Origin of the sequence: Curtobacterium herbarum (assembly GCF_016907335.1) — a bacterium.
GTDB classification, from domain to species: domain Bacteria; phylum Actinomycetota; class Actinomycetes; order Actinomycetales; family Microbacteriaceae; genus Curtobacterium; species Curtobacterium herbarum.
In genome coordinates this window covers 1,098,068-1,113,491 of record NZ_JAFBBT010000001.1, presented here as the reverse complement: position 1 = coordinate 1,113,491, position 15,424 = coordinate 1,098,068, and the positions used below count along the sequence as shown (strand labels likewise).

The window sequence follows — 15,424 nt, the reverse complement described above, 5'->3', positions numbered from 1 at the left end:
GAGAGGTGGGGCGGGAGGCCCGGACCCGACCTGACGGTCGTGGTCCGGGCCTCCCGTCGGATCAGCCTGCGGCCTGGGAGACCTGGTCCTGGGCCGTCTGCAGCGCGTTCTTGATGTCCTTGTCGGACACCGTCGAACCCGTCGCGATCTTGGCGAACATGTCGTTCATCGCCTTGCCGACCGTGGACTCGAACTGGTCCTCGGCGGGCACCAGCGGGAGCGGCTTCGCCTTGTTGTTGTAGATGTCGAGGAACGTCTTCGTCTGCTCGTCCGTGACGGAGTCAGCAGCGGCGGCGAGCACCGGCAGTGCCGCGTACGGCTTGTCGAGCGTGGTCTGCGTGTCCGCGCTCGTCATGTACTTGACGAACTTCAGCGCGCCCTCCTTGTTCTTCGTGTTCTTGAAGACGGAGAGGTTGATGCCGGCCGGGAAGCTGGCGATCTGCTCGCCACCGGTCGGGGCGGGCAGCGGGACGACGCCGTACTCGTCCGACTTCATGCCGAGCGAGTTGATGGTGTTGTTCGCGTTGTTCTGGTTGAGGATCATCGCGGCCTTCTTGTTCGCGAAGTCCGTGACCGACTGGGTGGCGTTGTCGTACTGCGCGTTCGAGGGGTTCGCGGCCTTGGCGACCTGCATGAGGTCGATGTAGCGCTTGATGCCGTCGACGTTCTTGCTCGAGGTGAAGGTCGGCTTGCCGTCCTTGTCGAACCACTCGCCGCCGTTCTGCGCCGAGTTGATGAACGCGAAGTGCGCGTTCTCGGTGTAGGACCCACCGGCGAGGCTGAACCCGTAGGTGTCACCCTTCGTCAGCTTCTTCGCCGCGGTGACCAGGTCGTCCCAGTTCGTGGGCGGCTCGATGTTCGCGTCCTTGAGCATCTGCTTGTTGTAGAACAGGCCGTAGGCGAGGCCGTAGAGCGGGACGCTCGTGACCGTCTTGTCGGGGGCGCCACCGGTCGAGAGCGCGACCTTGCCGAACTTGTCGGCACCGCCGATCGCCTTCATCTCCGAGTCACCGAACTCCTGGAAGGCGCCGGTGGCCTGGAGCGAGGTCGCCCAGGTGTTGCCGATGTTCACGACGTCCGGGCCCTGGCCCGAGGTGACGGCGGTCTGGATCTTCGTCTGCAGGTCGTTCCAGCCGATGACCTGGAGGTTGACCTTGATCCCGGTCTCCTTGGTGAACTTCTCGAGGACGGGGGTCAGCACCTCCTTGTCGTTCTGCAGGGAGGTGCCCTGGTTGGACGCCCAGTAGGTGAGCGTCTTCGAGTCGCCGGCGGAACCGGACGACCCGGAGGAGCAGGCTGCGAGGCCGGTCACGGTGAGTGCCGCGGCCGCGGTGATGGCCAGTGCGCGGATGGCAGTGCGCATGAGGCTCTACTTTCTCGTCGTTGAGATCTTGCAGGAGGGTGGTGGTGGTGCCGGGTCGTGCTTGGTGCTGCTGGGTGCTGCTGTGTGGGACGGGGCAGAGCCGGATCGGACCAGGGTCCGGTCGGGCCGGAGCCTGGTCAGGCCAGGGTCTGCTCCGCGGGGTCCCAACCCTCGGGGAGGGTCGGGGAGGGTGCGACCGTGCTCTCGACGAGCACGGTCTCACCACGTTCGGCTGCCTCGGCGATGGAGACCATCACGTCGAGGACGTGGAAGGCGAGGGCACCGGGGACCCGGTTCTCCTCACCCGCACGGAGGGAGCGGGCCAGGTCGACCACGCCCGTCCCCCGCGAGTAGGTGGACCCGACGGCGGGGATCGTCTCGGGCTCGTCGGCGCCGAGCGCGTACAGCTCGGTGTCGCCGTCGAAGTCGTTCGGGTCGGGGAAGACGACCGTGCCGGTCTCGCCCGCGATCTCGACGAAGCCGGTGCGGCCCCGGTCGGACTCGAACGAGAAGACGCTCTGCGCGCTGCCGCCGTTCTCGAACTGGATCAGCGCCGAGTGGTTCGTCGGGACGTCGACCGGGAACTCGGTGCCGGCCTTCGGGCCCGAGCCGATCGTGCGGGTGGCGCGGGACCTCGACGCGGTGGCGGTGACCTTCGCGACTGGTCCGAACGCCTGCACGAGGGTCGTGATGTAGTACGGGCCGATGTCGAACAGCGGCCCGGCGCCGTACGCGAAGAGGAACTCGGGGCTCGGGTGCCAGGACTCCGGGCCGGGGCTCTGGAACAGGGTGAGCCCGTTGAGCGGTGTGCCGATGCGGCCGTCCCGGATGGTGCGGAGCGCGGTCTGCAGGCCGGCGCCGAGGAACGTGTCCGGCGCGACGCTGACGGTCTTGCCGGCGGCGACCGCGGCGTCGCGGAGCTGCGCGGCACTCTGCCGGTCGAGCGCGTAGGGCTTCTCGCCCCAGACGTGCTTGCCGGCGGCCAGGGCCTGCAGCGCGACCTCGACGTGCGCGGCCGGGATCGTGAGGTTCACGACGATCTCGATCTCGTCGATGGCCAGCAGCTCGTCGACCGTGCCGGAGCCCGGGACGCCCCACTTCTCGGCCTGCGACGCGGCCCGGGGCAGGTCGATGTCGGCGATGAAGCGGACCTCGACGTCGGGGAAGACGGTCAGGTTGGACAGGTACTGGTCCGAGATGACCCCGGCGCCGATCACGCCGACGCCGACGCGTCCCGACCGGGAGGCGGTGGTCGCGGTGTCCGCGGACGTCGCAGTGGTCCCGGTGCCGCTGGTGGTGGTGTCGGTGCTCATGCGTGTGCTCCTGCCAGGAAGGCGTACGAGTCGCGGACGGCCTGCACGACGTCGCCGTCGTGGTCGTCGAGCTCGATGACCTGCTGGGCGTCCGGCGCGGCGGCCACGATGTCCCGCACGGGCATGACGCCGTTGCCGACCGCGACCTGCTGCTTGTCGTCGTGTGAGCCGTCGCCGTCCTTGACGTGCAGGAAGCGGACCTGGTCCCCGAGCCGACCGAGGACGGCCACCGGGTCGTCACCGCCGACCTTCGCCCAGTAGGTGTCGAGCTCGAGGACGACGGCGTCGGAGAGTGCCCCGGCGAAGACCTCGAAGGCGCTCGTGCCGTCGATGCGGTTCGAGAACTCGAACGCGTGGTTGTGGTACCCGAGCGCCAGGCCGTGGTCGGCGGCGCGGGGGGCGAGGTCGTTGAACGCCAGGGCGATCGCCTCGACGTCCTCGCGGGTGGTCCAGCGGGCTTCGTCGACGTGCGGGTCGATCAGGGTGCCGAGCCCGACGGTGACGCTCGCGCTGAGGATGCGCTCGAGTTCCTGCTCGTCCGCGTCCACCAGACGTGCGTGCCCGCTCGGCGCGGTCAGGCCGGCCTGCTGCAGGGCGGCCGCGTACTCGTCGGCACGGTCGACGAAGCCGAAGAGTTCGACGTTCGTGAAACCGATGTCGGCGATCGTCGCCAGGGTTCCGGGGAGGTCCGTCGTCAGTGCGTCACGCACCGTGTAGAGCTGGACCGAGAGCGGGTGTACCACCAGGTGTTCTCCTCATCGAGATGGGTCTTCGTTGACCGATCGTCACACTATGGGCGCTTTTGTCGGCGGTCAAGCAAAAGTTCGAAGAGGTTCGACGACCTTCGTTGCGTGGCCCGGAGGATGTGTGGTTCACTCCGACCATGGTCGACGTGACGCGGACGGCAACGACGCCGCCGGTCGGGGCCAGCGAGCTCTTCCAGATCCTGCGTGACGGCGTCCCGCGGACCCGTGGCGAACTCGCTGCCCTCACCGGGATGGCGCGCTCGACCATCGGCGTGCGCATCGACGCCCTCGTCGACGTCGGACTCGTCGGCGCCGTCGACACCGCCGCCTCGACGGGCGGTCGTCCGCCCGCGCAGATCGCCCTGCGCCCCGCCGCCCGGCTCGTCGTCGCCGCCGACCTCGGTGCCTCGCACGGCCGCGTCGCCGTCACCGACCTCGTCGGCACCCAGCTCGCCACCCGCGAGGCCCGGATCGACATCGCCGCCGGCCCCGTGCCCACGCTCGAGTGGCTCGTCGGCGTCGTCGACGAACTGCTCGACTCGGTCGGCCGAGCCCGCGACGACGTCATCGCGTTCGGCATCGGGCTGCCCGGCCCCGTCGAGTTCTCCACCGGGCGTCCCGCGAACCCGCCGATCATGCCGGGCTGGGACGGGTTCGACGTCCCCGGGTGGCTCCGCCAGCACGTCCGGGCACACGTCCTCGTCGACAACGACGTGAACATCGCCGCACTCGGTGAACGCGCGCACGGCTGGCCCGGCCTCGACCACCTGCTCTTCGTCAAGGTCGCCACCGGCATCGGCTCCGGCATCGTGTCGGAGGGTCGGATCCAGCGCGGCGCGCAGGGCACCGCTGGTGACATCGGGCACGTCCGGGTCTCCCGCGCGGGCGACGTCCCCTGCCACTGCGGCAACACCGGATGCCTGGAGGCCGTGGCCTCCGGTCCGGCGATCGCCCGCGCACTCCGCGCCAAGGGCCACGACGTGCACACCAGCGCCGACGTCATCGACCTCGTCGCGCGGTCCGACCTCGACGCGATCGGCGCCGTCCGCCAGGCGGGCCGCGACATCGGCGAGGTCCTCGCCACCTGCGTCTCGCTCATCAACCCGTCGGTGATCGCCCTCGGCGGCTCGATCACCCAGGCCGGGGAGCACCTGCTCGCCGGCGTCCGGGAGGTCGTCTACTCCCGCTCGATGCCGCTGGCCACCGAGCACCTCGTCATCGCGCAGTCCCGCGCCGGCTCGATCGCCGCGCTGCAGGGCGCCGCAGCCCTCGCGATCGCCTACGCGCTCTCCCCCGCGGGCGTCGACGAACTCGTCACCCTCGCCGAGGGTCGGCAGCTGGTCTCCTGACCGGTCCCGTCCGACCGCGCGGCGGTTTCGCGGGTGCCGGTGGTCGGGTGGACAATCGGGGTGTGACGATCGTGCAGCCCACTCTCTGGGGCGACCTGGATGACGGGTGGGAGGCCCAGCCCGGCTCCGCCACGTCGGCTCGCGCAGGCACGTCGGCTCGCACAGACACGTCGGCCGGCACGTCCGCCGCCGGTCGCCCCGGCGCTGCCCGGCCGGCCCGCGCGCACGACGCCTTCACGGCTCTCCGCGGGCACACCGAACGGATCGTCGCGCACTCGTCGGACCGCGTCGCCTGGCTGCGGGCCCGTGCGATGGGCATCACCGCCACCGACGTCGCACGCCTCGCGTCCCTGCACGCCGTCGACGCGGTCGTCGCCGACAAGCGCTACGGCTCGCGCTTCGCGGGCAACGTCTACACCGAGCACGGCAAGGAACGTGAACCCGTGATCGCCTCGTGGGTCGCGGCGACGCACGGCATCCAGCCCTCCGCGCACCTGTTCCACGCGGCCACGAACCGGGCGCACCTGGCGACGCCGGACGGGGTCGGCCTGGACCGCGACGGACGCCTGCTCCTGGCCGAGATCAAGACGACCGCGAACGGCTTCACCCGCGTGCCGCGCCACTACATGCGGCAGGTGTGGTGGCAGCAGTACGTCCTCGGCGCCGACCGGACCCTGTTCGTCTGGGAGAAGCACGACGACTTCGTGCCGGTTGCCGACGAGCCCGAGTGCCGCTGGATCGACCGCGACGACGACGCGATCCGTGGGCTCATCGCACTCGCGGACCTGGTGCTCGACCGACTGCGGGACGCTCGCTGACCGGGATCAGCCGGACGCGGGACAACGCGACGACGATCAGCCCCATCAGGCCGATGAACACCGCGACGCCCAGGCAGTAGAGCGCGACGACGCCGTAGCCCGACTTCGGGTCGAGGAACGGGTACGGCACCCAACCGTCCGTCGCACCACGGATCACGACGACCACGAGCCACACCGCCGGGTAGATCAGGAACCACCAGACGTCACGGAAGAACAGCCGGCTGCGGTCCGAGAACAGCAGCCAGTCCAGCACGACGTAGAGCGGGATCCACCGGTGCAGGACGTCGTTCGACCAGGACTCCCCCACGGCCTGTCCGACCTGCACGAGCAGGGTGTTGTAGACCAGGCCGGTCGTCGCGATGTAGACCGTCGCGGCGCCGCGGAACAGGTCCAGGCGACGTCCGGTGTCACGGCGCCGGGCTGCGGCCACGACGGTGAGGACGAACACGACGGCGACCAGGATGTTCGACTGGTTCGTGAAGTACCCGAAGAAGTTCCAGAACACGAACCCGTCCCCGAGCGCAGCCTGCAGGTCGTGCCCGATGGCTGCGACGATGGCGATCGCGGCTGCGAGCCGCAGGACGTTCACGAAGATCCGCACGGGTTCACGGTACTGGTCCGCCGGGCTGTCCGGGGAACGCGGAACGGCCGGGGAACGCAGAACGTCCGGGAACGCAGAACGGCCCGCACCGGAGTGCGGGCCGTCCTGGTCGTGCCGTGGTGCTGGGGATCAGTGCGATCCGCTGCTGATCAGGATCAGAAGACGTTGACGTCCAGCGGGATGCCCGGGCCGAAGGTCGTCGAGACGGCGCCCTTCATGATGTAGCGGCCCTTGGCTGCGCTCGGCTTGAGACGGACGATCTCGTCGAGCGCGGTGGTGATGTTCTCGTCGAGCTGCTCCGGCGTGAACGAGGCCTTGCCGACGACGAAGTGCACGTTGGAGTGCTTGTCGACGCGGAACTCGATCTTGCCGCCCTTGATCTCGTTCACGGCCTGGGCCACGTTCGGGGTCACGGTGCCGGTCTTCGGGTTCGGCATGAGGCCACGCGGCCCGAGCACCTTGCCGAGACGACCGACCTTGCCCATGAGCTCCGGGGTCGAGACCGCGGAGTCGAACGAGGTGTAGCCCTCGGCGACCTTCGCGATGAGCTCGTCGCCACCGACCTCGTCGGCGCCGGCGGCGATGGCGGCCTCAGCGGCTGCACCCGTCGCGAAGACGATGACGCGGGCGGTCTTGCCGGTGCCGTGCGGGAGGATGACGGTGCCGCGCACCATCTGGTCCGCCTTGCGCGGGTCGACGCCGAGCTTCAGTGCGACCTCGACGGTGGAGTCGGTCTTCGCAGAGCCGGTCTCCTTCGCCAGGGCGACTGCCTCGGTCGGGGTGTAGAACTTGTCGGCCGCGATCTTCGCGGCCGCGGCGCGGTACGCCTTGGACTTCTTCGCCATGGTGGTCTCCTTGCGAGATACGTGGTTGACGAGCCGGCGCGGCTCTCCCACGGTGAGTACTGGGGTGTGGAGGGTGAGGCTCAGGCCTCGACCGTGATGCCCATCGAACGAGCGGTACCGGCGATGATCTTCGTCGCCTGCTCGATGTCGTTGGCGTTCAGGTCGGCCTGCTTGGTCTCGGCGATCTGACGGATCTGGTCCGCCGTGATGCGTCCGGCCTTCACCGTGTGCGGCGTCGCGGAACCCTTGTTCACACCCGCGGCCTTCTTGATGAGCTCGGCTGCCGGCGGGGTCTTGAGGATGAACGTGAAGGAACGGTCCTCGTAGACGGTGATCTCCACCGGGATGACGTTGCCGCGCTGCGACTCGGTCTGGGCGTTGTACGCCTTGCAGAACTCCATGATGTTCACGCCGTGCTGACCGAGCGCCGGACCGATCGGCGGTGCCGGGTTGGCGGCGCCCGCGTTGATCTGCAGCTTGATCAGGCCCGTGACCTTCTTCTTCGGTGCCATGTTTCGCTTTCCTCCTGGGATCGAACGCACGGGGATCCGTGCACTCTCCCGCGTCTCCGGCGGTTCCGGATCGCGGTGACGGACCCGCAGCGCACGAGGCGCGCGGACCCAAACTCGAACAGTCTAGTGGATGGTGTCCAGCGTCAGAGCTTGGTCACCTGGTCGAAGCTGAGCTCGACCGGCGTCTCGCGCTCGAAGAGCGAGACGAGCACGGTGAGCTTGCCGCTCTCCGGCTTGATCTCGGAGATCGACCCCGGCAGACCCGCGAACGAGCCTTCCTTGATGGTGATCGTCTCGCCGACCTCGAAGTCGACCTCGGCCTGGGGCTGCGCCTGGGCGAAACCGCTGCCCTTCGCGCCGCCCTTGGTCGGGGCGGCCTCGGCGACCTGGACGAGGGACTTCAGCATGCCGAAGGCCTCGTCGAAGCGGAGCGGGGTCGGGTTGTGCGCGTTGCCGACGAAGCCGGTGACACCCGGGGTGTGGCGGACGACGGACCACGAGTCCTCGTCGAGGTCCATGCGGACGAGCACGTAGCCGGGGATCCGGACGCGGGTGACCAGCTTGCGCTGCCCGTTCTTGATCTCGACGACGTCCTCCATCGGGACCTCGGCCTGGTAGATGTAGTCCTCCATCGACATCGAGACCATGCGGTTCTCGATGTTGGCCTTCACGCGGCGCTCGAAGCCCGCGTAGGAGTGGATGACGTACCACTTGCCCGGCTTCATCCGCAGTTCGGCCTTGAACGCCTCGTACGGGTCGACCTCGGACTCGTCGTCCTCGTCCTCGGCCGTGATCGTGACCTCGGTGTCGGGGGCCAGCTCGACCTCGGACTCCGGGGCGATCGCACCGAGCGTGTCGGCGGACTCTTCGGCGGCGACGGTGGCGCTCGCTTCGGCCGGGGTCTCTTCCTCGAGCTCGGACTCTTCCTCGAGCTCGGACTCTTCCTCGTCCTCGACGGCTTCGACGGCGGCCTCGGCCTCGTCGGGGCTGTCGATCTCGAGGGCGTCGTCCACGACGGCGTCGGCTTCGGGGTCACGCGACTCGGCGAGGGCGTCCAGCGTCTCGTCGAGCTCGGCGGCGACGGTGCCGTCGTCCGGCTCGTCGCTCAGGCCGAGGGACTCGTCGTCCTCGTCCTCGACGGAGATCGCGCGCTCCTCGGCGGAGTCGGTCGAACGGAGTTCGCTCGTCTCGACGTCGCCTTCCTGGTTCTCCTCGACCTCGGAAGACTGCTCGGCAGCGGTCGCGAGGTCGATGTCGTCGCGGGAGTAGTCAGACACAGTCGGTTCTTTCCGTTCGATGGTGCGGATCGGGATGGCGCTCGTGTCCCGGGCAGGGAACGGGTCACCGTCTCCGGAAGACCGTACCCCGAGGAGGACCGGAGCGGTCGGACCTGCGGTCAGGCCGGGCGCGCCAAGACTGCAGCACGCCGGGGTTCGTGCCAGCTGGGTCAGGCCGTGGGGCCGTTGCCGAACACGTAGCCGACGCCGAGACCGAACACGAAGTCGAGGATCGACACGAGGACCATCATGACGACGACGAACACGAGCACGACGCCCGTGTAGCTGAAGAGTTCCTTGCGGGTCGGGGTGACGACCTTGCGCAGCTCGCCGAAGACCTGGCGGATGAACAGTGCGATCGCGGCGAAGGGGCCACGGCGCTGTGCGCGGTCGACCTTTGCCTGGGCGACGACGTCGTCGGTCGTCTCCACGTCTTTGCTCGCCACTTCAACCCTTCCCGATGTGCAGGGCGGACAGGACTTGAACCTGCAACCTGCGGTTTTGGAGACCGCTGCTCTACCAATTGAGCCACCGCCCTTCGGAACGTCCACCCGTACGGGATCCGGTCGTTCCAGGGAGAAGAAGTCTGTTTCCGACAGACTTCAACCGCCGCAGAACAGTGTACGGGAGTCCCGACGGCGGTGTCCACTTGACGGATGCTCCGGCGCGGCGCGTCGGTAGGCTGACCCCGTGAGCACCGAAGCCGCCAGCCCTCAGCCCACCGACCGCACCCAGACCACCGACCGCAGCGAGACCGCCGCCGGCACCCGGCCGCGCATCGCCTCTCGGATCGCCGCCATCGCCGAGTCCGCCACCCTCAAGGTCGACGCCAAGGCGAAGGCGCTGAAGGCCTCCGGTCGCCCGGTGATCTCGTTCGCCGCGGGCGAGCCCGACTTCGCCACCCCGGCGCACGTCGTCGACGCCGCCGTCGCTGCGGCGCAGGACCCGGCGAACCACCGTTACACCCCGGCCACGGGCCTCCCGGACCTCAAGCGTGCGGTGGCCGACAAGACGGCGCGGGCGTCCGGCATCGCCGTCGACCCGTCGCAGGTCATCGTCACGAACGGCGGCAAGCAGGCCGTCTACCAGGCGTTCCAGACCGTGGTCGACGCCGGCGACGAGGTCCTGCTGCCCGCGCCGTACTGGACGACCTACCCCGAGGCCGTGCGCCTCGCCGGCGGCGTCCCCGTCGACGTCTTCGCCGGCAGCGACCAGGACTACCTGGTCACCGTCGAGCAGCTGGAGGCAGCGCGAACGCCGAAGACCAAGGCGCTGCTGTTCTGCTCCCCCTCGAACCCGACCGGGGCCGTGTACTCCGCCGAGCAGACCCGCGCCATCGGCGAGTGGGCGCTCGAGCACGGCATCTGGGTGATCAGCGACGAGATCTACCAGGACCTCGTCTACGACGGCCTGACGTTCTCCGGCGTGCTCGAGCAGGTCCCGGCCCTGGCGGACACGACGATCCTGGTGAACGGCGTCGCCAAGACGTACGCCATGACCGGCTGGCGGGTCGGCTGGATGGTCGGCCCGGCGGACGCGATCAAGGCCGCGTCGAACCTGCAGTCCCACCTGTCGTCGAACGTCGCGAACGTCTCGCAGCGCGCTGCGATCGCCGCACTGACCGGCCCGCAGGAGCCCGTCGCCGCGATGCGGGACGCCTTCGACCGCCGACGGCAGGCGATCGTCGCGGGCCTCAACGCGATCCCGGGCTTCGTCACGCCGGTCCCGCAGGGCGCCTTCTACGTCTACCCCGACGTCACCGCGCTCCTGGGTCGCGAATGGGCAGGCAGCACGCCGACCACGACGCTGGAGCTGGCGGACCTGATCCTCGAGCACGCCGAGGTCGCGGTCGTCCCGGGCGAGGCCTTCGGTCCCTCCGGGTACCTGCGCCTGTCGTACGCGCTCGGTGACGACGACATCGCCGAGGGCGTCGCCCGTCTCGCCCGCCTGTTCGGCTGACCTCGGCGACACCCCGGTCACGACATCGCGCCCCGTCTGGACGGGGCGCGATGTCGTTGCGGGGCACGACGTCGCTGCGGGGCACGACGTCGCTGCGGGGCACGACGGGGTCCGGGTCGGTCACGACGGTCGCCGCGACGCACGGCCGGGAGGCCCGGCCCGCGTCCGACAGGTCCGGACCGCCGGTCAGGCGAGCAGGTCCCCGACCACGACGGGCTCCGGCACGAGCGTCACGCCGAAGCGGTTCGCGACCGTCACCTGCACGTAGCGCGCGAGTTCGGCGACCTGGGCGGCCGTCGCTCCCCCGCGGTTGGTCAGCGCCAGGGTGTGCTTCGTGGAGATCCCGGCGCGGGACCCCGGGACGCCGTAGCCGCGGTGCACGCCCGCGTGCTCGATGAGCCAGGCGGCGCTGAGCTTCACGTCGTCGCCGACCTGCCAGCGCGGGGCGTCGACGGGCATCGTCCGGGCGAACTCGGCCGACACGATCGGGTTCGTGAAGAACGACCCGGCGCTCCAGGTGTCGGGGTCCGCGTCGTCGAGCACCATGCCCTTGGACCCGCGGAGCCGCAGCACCTCGGCGCGGACGTCGGCGGGGGCGACCCGGGTGCCGAGCTCGACGCCGAGGGACCCGGCGAGCTGGGCGTAACGCACGGGGACGCCGTCGCCGGTGGCCGTGCCGAGCCGGAACTCGACGGTCAGGACGACGCCACGGCGCCCGTGCTTGAGGGTGCTCGTGCGGTAGCCGAGCGCCAGCTCGGACGCGGGGACCCAGGAACGCTCCCCGGTCTCGGCGTCCAGGAAGTCGACCGCGGTGAGCACGTCGGAGAGCTCGACCCCGTAGGCGCCGATGTTCTGCACGGGGGCGGCACCGACCGTGCCCGGGATGCCGCTGAGGGCCTCCAGTCCGGTCCACCCGCGCTCGACGGTCGTGGCGATGAACGCGTCCCACGGCTCCCCCGCGGCGACCCGGACGGTGACGCCGTCGGCGTCCGTCTCGGCGTCGATCCCGCGGGTCCGGACCACGACGACGGTGCCGGGGAAGCCCTGGTCGGCGACCAGCAGGTTGCTGCCGCCCCCGAGGACCAGCCAGTCGTCCTCGTCCGACCAGGCGTCGACGACGTGGGCGACGAGTTCGTCGGTGGTGTCGGCGACCAGCAGGCGGCCGGCCGGTCCGCCGACGCGGAGGGTCGTCAGCTCGGCGAGCGTCGTGTCGGCCACGGTCAGTGGAACGCCACCGTGACCTGCGCCTTGCCCAGCACGGTCTGCCCGGCGGCGGTCACGGTGAGGTCGATGCGCTGCGGTCGGCCCTGCTCGTCGAGGGTGCCGACCTTGGCGACCACGCCGACGTCGGCACCGTCGGTCGGGTCGACGACGACGGGTCGGGTGAAGCGGACGCCGTACGAGGCGACCCAGCCGCGGTCGCCGAGCCACTCGGCGACGGGCTGGACGGCGAGGCCCATGGTGAGCATGCCGTGCGCCAGCACACCGGGCAGCCCGACCGAGGCGGCGACGTCGTCGCGGTAGTGGATCGGGTTGAAGTCCCCGGAGGCACCGGCGTAGCGGACGAGCGAGTCGCGTGTCAGGTGGACCTGGCGCTCGGCGACGACGGTACCGACCTGCGGGTCGGAGGTGGTGTCGGTCATGCGTCATCTCCTCGGACGACGAGGGTGGACGTGGCGGTGACGACGTGCTGGCCGTCGGCGTCGACCACGGTCGACTCGGCGGTGACCATCGCGTTGCCGCCGAGGGTCTTCACGCTCGTCACGGCGAGGGTCGCGGTGAGCTCGTCCCCGGCGACAATCGGTCGCACGTACGCGAACTTCTGCTCGCCGTGGACCACCCGCGAGAAGTCGATGCCGGCGTCCGGCTCGGCGAGGAGCTGTGCGAGCGTCGCCTCCTGCACGACGACCGCGAACGTCGCCGGAGCGACGACGTCGGCGTGCCCGGCGGCCCGGGCGGCCGCGGGGTCGGAGTGGATCGGGTTCGTGGCGAACACGGCGCGGGAGAACTCGCGCACCTTCTCACGACCGACCAGGTACGGCGGGGCCGGCGGGAACGTCCTGCCGACGAGCTCGGGGTTCACTGACACCGCAGCAGTCTACCGAGACCCCGGACGCAGGTGATCGGTCGCACGCACGGTGAACCACCGGGAACCGGCAGATAGATGAATCCGCATCGGTTATGCTGGCGACGCGCCGGTCTGGGGACGGCCGCGCGGTCCGCGGGGAGTGGCGATGGAGACGACGACCGAGTACACGGTGCTCGAGCACCACCGCTGCACGGCGGTGGAGCTCGTCGACGCGGCGCTGCGTGCGCACGGCCACCGCGTTGTCAGTGCGGACGGGCTCCTGGCCGTCGCCTCCGGCAACCGGCTCGCGACCGCTCTCCTCGGTGCGCTGGTCCGACCCGCGCAGCAGTACCGGCGCTACGAGGTCGCGCTGTCCGCGACGCCGGGGCACGCGGTGCTCACCCTGCGGCACGCTGACCACGGCGCTGCGGTCGTCGGCGGCATGATCGGGGCGAACCGCCGGCGGGAGGCGTGGCACCGCGTCGCCTCTCTCGTCGAGACGACCCTGCACGGTGGCGGGATCCTGCTGCACCGGACGGACCGCATCGACACGTCGGGCATCACGCTGCGCTGAGGCGGTCCGGAGGTCCGCGCCGGTCGGGCCGGGCCGGGCTGGGCCGAGCCCGTCCGCCGCGGGAGTGACAGCGGCGCTCGGCCGGACGCCGCCGACCAGTCGGCTCGGTGTCCGGGTCCGGGTGCGGGTGCGGGTCCGGGTCCCGGCGGGCCGCGTTCGGACGGGAGGCACGACACCGGTCCGTGGGAAGCGCCACGACCGCAGGGGCCACCGTGGGAACGACGACGACCGCGGACGACGACAGCCCGCGGACCGACGACGGCCCGGCGAACGACGACGGCCCGGGAACGACGAAGGCCCGGCACTGCTGCGCCGGGCCTTGCCGTCTTGACGTCGTTCCCGCTGATCTGACCTGTCCGACCAGCACGGTAGCGAGGGCGGGACTTGAACCCGCGACACCACGATTATGAGCCGTGTGCTCTAACCAACTGAGCTACCCCGCCATGGATCCGCAGTGATCACCGCGAAGTGACGACACTGCGAGTCAGAGCCCCGAGTCAGGATTGAACTGACGACCCCTTCCTTACCATGGAAGTGCTCTACCACTGAGCTATCGGGGCGAGTACCGCGAGCGGCACCACACGAGGATAGCAGACCCGCGACGGTGGTCCGGAACCGACCGTGACGCCCGGGCGTGCCGTCCGCGAGGGCTAGTTCGCGTTCGCGCGGAGCCACGCCAGCGGGTCCACCGGGACGCCGTTGATGCGGATCTCCAGGTGCAGGTGCGGGCCCGTGGAGTTGCCCGTGCTGCCGACCAGACCCACGGTCTGCCCGACCTTGACCTGCTCGCCCTGCACGACCTGGAACGAGTTGTCGAGCATGTGGCCGTAGACGCTGACGAACTGCTTGCCGTCGACGTCGTGCTGGATCCAGACGTCGTTGCCGAAGCCGCCGTCGTTCGCCTGCACCTTGATGACGGTGCCGTCGGCCACCGCACCGATGGCGGTGCCGGCACCCGGGGCGAAGTCGACACCCTGGTGGAACGTCGAGCAGAAGGAGCACCCGGCGACCTGACGTCCCCCGAAGCCCGACGAGATCGGGACGCCGACCGGGAACGGCCACTGGATCGTGCCGTTCGCGTCGTTCGTGAACGTGGAGGAGTCGGTGGCCGTGCCAGCTGTCGCGGAGATGCTCCGCTGGGCCTGGGAGACGGTGTACGCGTCGCGGTCGACCGTCCCTTCGACGGCGTCGCCCACGGAGAGCGACTGCGCGTCCTGCATGGAGGCACGGACGGTGGCCGCACCGGGCTGCGGGACGTACACGGCCTGTGCGGGCAGCGACGTCGAGACGACGAGCCCGGCGCTGAAGAGCAGGGCGCCGACGACGGTCACGCGGGACGCGGTCCGACGGAAGGAGGCACCGGAGCTGCGGGTCGGTCGGCCAGCAGCAGCGGCGGTGCGGGTGATGTGCCGCGTGGCGCGGTCGACCCGGGGGCCGGCGGCGACCGTCGGCGCGGCAGCACGGACGGTCTTCGGGGCCGCGGTCCGTGCCGCGCGCTTCGTCGTCTGGGTCCGACGGGCAGCCGCGGGACGGGTGGCTGTGGGCCGGGTGGCTGCGGGGGCCGGGGTGCTCTCGGCGAGCGGCGCGACGACCGGGGAGGACGGTGCCGGCGGCGTCAGCGGTGCGGCGCTCGACGACGGGAGGACCGGCGACGAGGGTGCCGGCGGCGTCGCCGGGCCGGACAGAGCGGACTCGGAGCGGGCGGGCTCCGGGCGGGCGGGCTCCGGGCGAGCGGACTCCGGGCGGGCCGCGTCGCTGGAGGTCACCGTGCGGTCGACGTCCGACCGGCGGCGGGACGTCTTCGCGGCGGCGCGTTCGGCTTCGATCCGAGCTCGTCTCGTCAGGTGCACGGACGGCGTCGCCCCGGGGGCGTTGCGGTCGATGGTCGTGGGCGTCTGCGAGGAGTCGAGCATGCGTTCGGTGATGATCCTGAGTTCGAGGCACGGGCGCTCGTCGGTAACGAGCAGGTAACGGGACTCCTGAACGGTAGCAAAGGACC

At 70.5% G+C, this 15,424-nt stretch carries 16 protein-coding genes and 3 tRNA genes; 4 read left to right on the top strand and 15 right to left on the bottom strand.

What is annotated here, in order from left to right:
• Positions 1-61 precede the first annotated feature (61 nt).
• From JOD51_RS05480 to JOD51_RS05470, 3 genes are all read right to left on the bottom strand, one after another.
• Positions 62-1,363 (bottom strand): ABC transporter substrate-binding protein, encoded by a 1,302-nt coding sequence (locus JOD51_RS05480; protein WP_204607366.1) that lies wholly within the window; start codon positions 1,361-1,363, stop codon positions 62-64.
• 137 nt (positions 1,364-1,500) lie between these two features.
• The gene (locus JOD51_RS05475) at positions 1,501-2,676 is read right to left on the bottom strand and encodes a Gfo/Idh/MocA family protein (protein WP_239539782.1); all 1,176 of its coding nucleotides are present in this window, start codon (positions 2,674-2,676) and stop codon (positions 1,501-1,503) included.
• Positions 2,673-3,419 carry a sugar phosphate isomerase/epimerase family protein gene (locus tag JOD51_RS05470; RefSeq protein ID WP_204607365.1) on the bottom strand — a complete coding sequence of 249 codons (747 nt, stop codon included), beginning with the start codon at positions 3,417-3,419 and terminating at the stop codon, positions 2,673-2,675. The genes JOD51_RS05475 and JOD51_RS05470 overlap by 4 nt, the downstream gene beginning before the upstream one ends.
• Positions 3,420-3,559: 140 nt before the next feature.
• Here JOD51_RS05470 and JOD51_RS05465 point away from each other — a divergent pair, with 140 nt between their 5' ends.
• Complete coding sequence (locus tag JOD51_RS05465) at positions 3,560-4,771, top strand: ROK family transcriptional regulator (protein WP_204607364.1); 1,212 nt, start codon at positions 3,560-3,562, stop codon at positions 4,769-4,771.
• A gap of 62 nt (positions 4,772-4,833) precedes the next feature.
• The gene (locus JOD51_RS05460; protein WP_259558896.1) at positions 4,834-5,589 is read left to right on the top strand and encodes a YqaJ viral recombinase family protein; all 756 of its coding nucleotides are present in this window, start codon (positions 4,834-4,836) and stop codon (positions 5,587-5,589) included.
• On the opposite strand, the gene JOD51_RS05455 is transcribed toward JOD51_RS05460, so the two are convergent.
• The 6 genes from JOD51_RS05455 to JOD51_RS05430 form a co-directional block, all read right to left on the bottom strand.
• Positions 5,540-6,190 carry a Pr6Pr family membrane protein gene (locus JOD51_RS05455; RefSeq protein WP_204607363.1) on the bottom strand — a complete coding sequence of 217 codons (651 nt, stop codon included), beginning with the start codon at positions 6,188-6,190 and terminating at the stop codon, positions 5,540-5,542. The genes JOD51_RS05460 and JOD51_RS05455 overlap by 50 nt on opposite strands.
• Positions 6,191-6,345: 155 nt before the next feature.
• Complete coding sequence (gene rplA, locus JOD51_RS05450; protein ID WP_204607362.1) at positions 6,346-7,035, bottom strand: 50S ribosomal protein L1; 690 nt, start codon at positions 7,033-7,035, stop codon at positions 6,346-6,348.
• Positions 7,036-7,115: 80 nt separating this feature from the next.
• Complete coding sequence (rplK, locus tag JOD51_RS05445) at positions 7,116-7,547, bottom strand: 50S ribosomal protein L11 (RefSeq protein WP_110824626.1); 432 nt, start codon at positions 7,545-7,547, stop codon at positions 7,116-7,118.
• Between the two features lie 143 nt (positions 7,548-7,690).
• Positions 7,691-8,824, bottom strand: coding sequence for a transcription termination/antitermination protein NusG (gene nusG / locus JOD51_RS05440; protein WP_204607361.1), 1,134 nt, complete (start codon positions 8,822-8,824; stop codon positions 7,691-7,693).
• Positions 8,825-8,994: 170 nt separating this feature from the next.
• Complete coding sequence (gene secE / locus JOD51_RS05435; protein WP_204607360.1) at positions 8,995-9,270, bottom strand: preprotein translocase subunit SecE; 276 nt, start codon at positions 9,268-9,270, stop codon at positions 8,995-8,997.
• Between the two features lie 19 nt (positions 9,271-9,289).
• Positions 9,290-9,362: transfer RNA gene (locus tag JOD51_RS05430), tRNA-Trp, on the bottom strand.
• A gap of 239 nt (positions 9,363-9,601) precedes the next feature.
• Between JOD51_RS05430 and JOD51_RS05425 the strand changes: the two genes are divergently transcribed.
• Positions 9,602-10,783, top strand: coding sequence for a pyridoxal phosphate-dependent aminotransferase (locus JOD51_RS05425; protein ID WP_204610877.1), 1,182 nt, complete (start codon positions 9,602-9,604; stop codon positions 10,781-10,783).
• Positions 10,784-10,969: 186 nt separating this feature from the next.
• Here the strand turns inward: JOD51_RS05425 and JOD51_RS05420 are convergent, their stop codons facing one another.
• Genes JOD51_RS05420 through JOD51_RS05410 form a run of 3 tightly spaced genes read right to left on the bottom strand, consistent with a single transcriptional unit; the run spans position 10,970 to position 12,872 of the window.
• Positions 10,970-12,007, bottom strand: a complete 1,038-nt coding sequence (locus JOD51_RS05420; protein WP_372378310.1) for a UDP-N-acetylmuramate dehydrogenase — start codon at positions 12,005-12,007, stop codon at positions 10,970-10,972.
• The gene (locus JOD51_RS05415; protein WP_204607358.1) at positions 12,004-12,426 is read right to left on the bottom strand and encodes a MaoC/PaaZ C-terminal domain-containing protein; all 423 of its coding nucleotides are present in this window, start codon (positions 12,424-12,426) and stop codon (positions 12,004-12,006) included. The genes JOD51_RS05420 and JOD51_RS05415 overlap by 4 nt, the downstream gene beginning before the upstream one ends.
• A complete protein-coding gene (locus JOD51_RS05410; protein WP_204607357.1) occupies positions 12,423-12,872 on the bottom strand; it encodes an FAS1-like dehydratase domain-containing protein in 450 nt (149 codons plus the stop codon). The genes JOD51_RS05415 and JOD51_RS05410 overlap by 4 nt, the downstream gene beginning before the upstream one ends.
• Before the next feature lie 145 nt (positions 12,873-13,017).
• Between JOD51_RS05410 and JOD51_RS05405 the strand changes: the two genes are divergently transcribed.
• Positions 13,018-13,425 (top strand): hypothetical protein, encoded by a 408-nt coding sequence (locus JOD51_RS05405; RefSeq protein WP_204607356.1) that lies wholly within the window; start codon positions 13,018-13,020, stop codon positions 13,423-13,425.
• A 369-nt stretch (positions 13,426-13,794) separates the two neighbouring features.
• Here the strand turns inward: JOD51_RS05405 and JOD51_RS05400 are convergent.
• The 3 genes from JOD51_RS05400 to JOD51_RS05390 all read right to left on the bottom strand — a co-directional run bounded on the left by JOD51_RS05400 (position 13,795) and on the right by JOD51_RS05390 (position 15,338).
• Positions 13,795-13,868 (bottom strand) — tRNA-Met (locus JOD51_RS05400).
• Between the two features lie 45 nt (positions 13,869-13,913).
• Positions 13,914-13,985, bottom strand: a tRNA-Thr gene (locus JOD51_RS05395).
• A gap of 90 nt (positions 13,986-14,075) precedes the next feature.
• The gene (locus tag JOD51_RS05390) at positions 14,076-15,338 is read right to left on the bottom strand and encodes a M23 family metallopeptidase (protein WP_204607355.1); all 1,263 of its coding nucleotides are present in this window, start codon (positions 15,336-15,338) and stop codon (positions 14,076-14,078) included.
• Positions 15,339-15,424 lie beyond the last annotated feature (86 nt).

Coding starts and splice junctions, on each gene's coding strand:
- JOD51_RS05390 (WP_204607355.1), bottom strand. CDS start 15,338: ATGCTCGACTCCTCGCAGACGCCCACGACCATCGACCGCAACGCCCCC.
- rplA (WP_204607362.1), bottom strand. CDS start 7,035: ATGGCGAAGAAGTCCAAGGCGTACCGCGCCGCGGCCGCGAAGATCGCG.
- JOD51_RS05415 (WP_204607358.1), bottom strand. CDS start 12,426: ATGACCGACACCACCTCCGACCCGCAGGTCGGTACCGTCGTCGCCGAG.
- JOD51_RS05480 (WP_204607366.1), bottom strand. CDS start 1,363: ATGCGCACTGCCATCCGCGCACTGGCCATCACCGCGGCCGCGGCACTC.
- JOD51_RS05465 (WP_204607364.1), top strand. CDS start 3,560: ATGGTCGACGTGACGCGGACGGCAACGACGCCGCCGGTCGGGGCCAGC.
- rplK (WP_110824626.1), bottom strand. CDS start 7,547: ATGGCACCGAAGAAGAAGGTCACGGGCCTGATCAAGCTGCAGATCAAC.
- JOD51_RS05405 (WP_204607356.1), top strand. CDS start 13,018: ATGGAGACGACGACCGAGTACACGGTGCTCGAGCACCACCGCTGCACG.
- JOD51_RS05475 (WP_239539782.1), bottom strand. CDS start 2,676: ATGAGCACCGACACCACCACCAGCGGCACCGGGACCACTGCGACGTCC.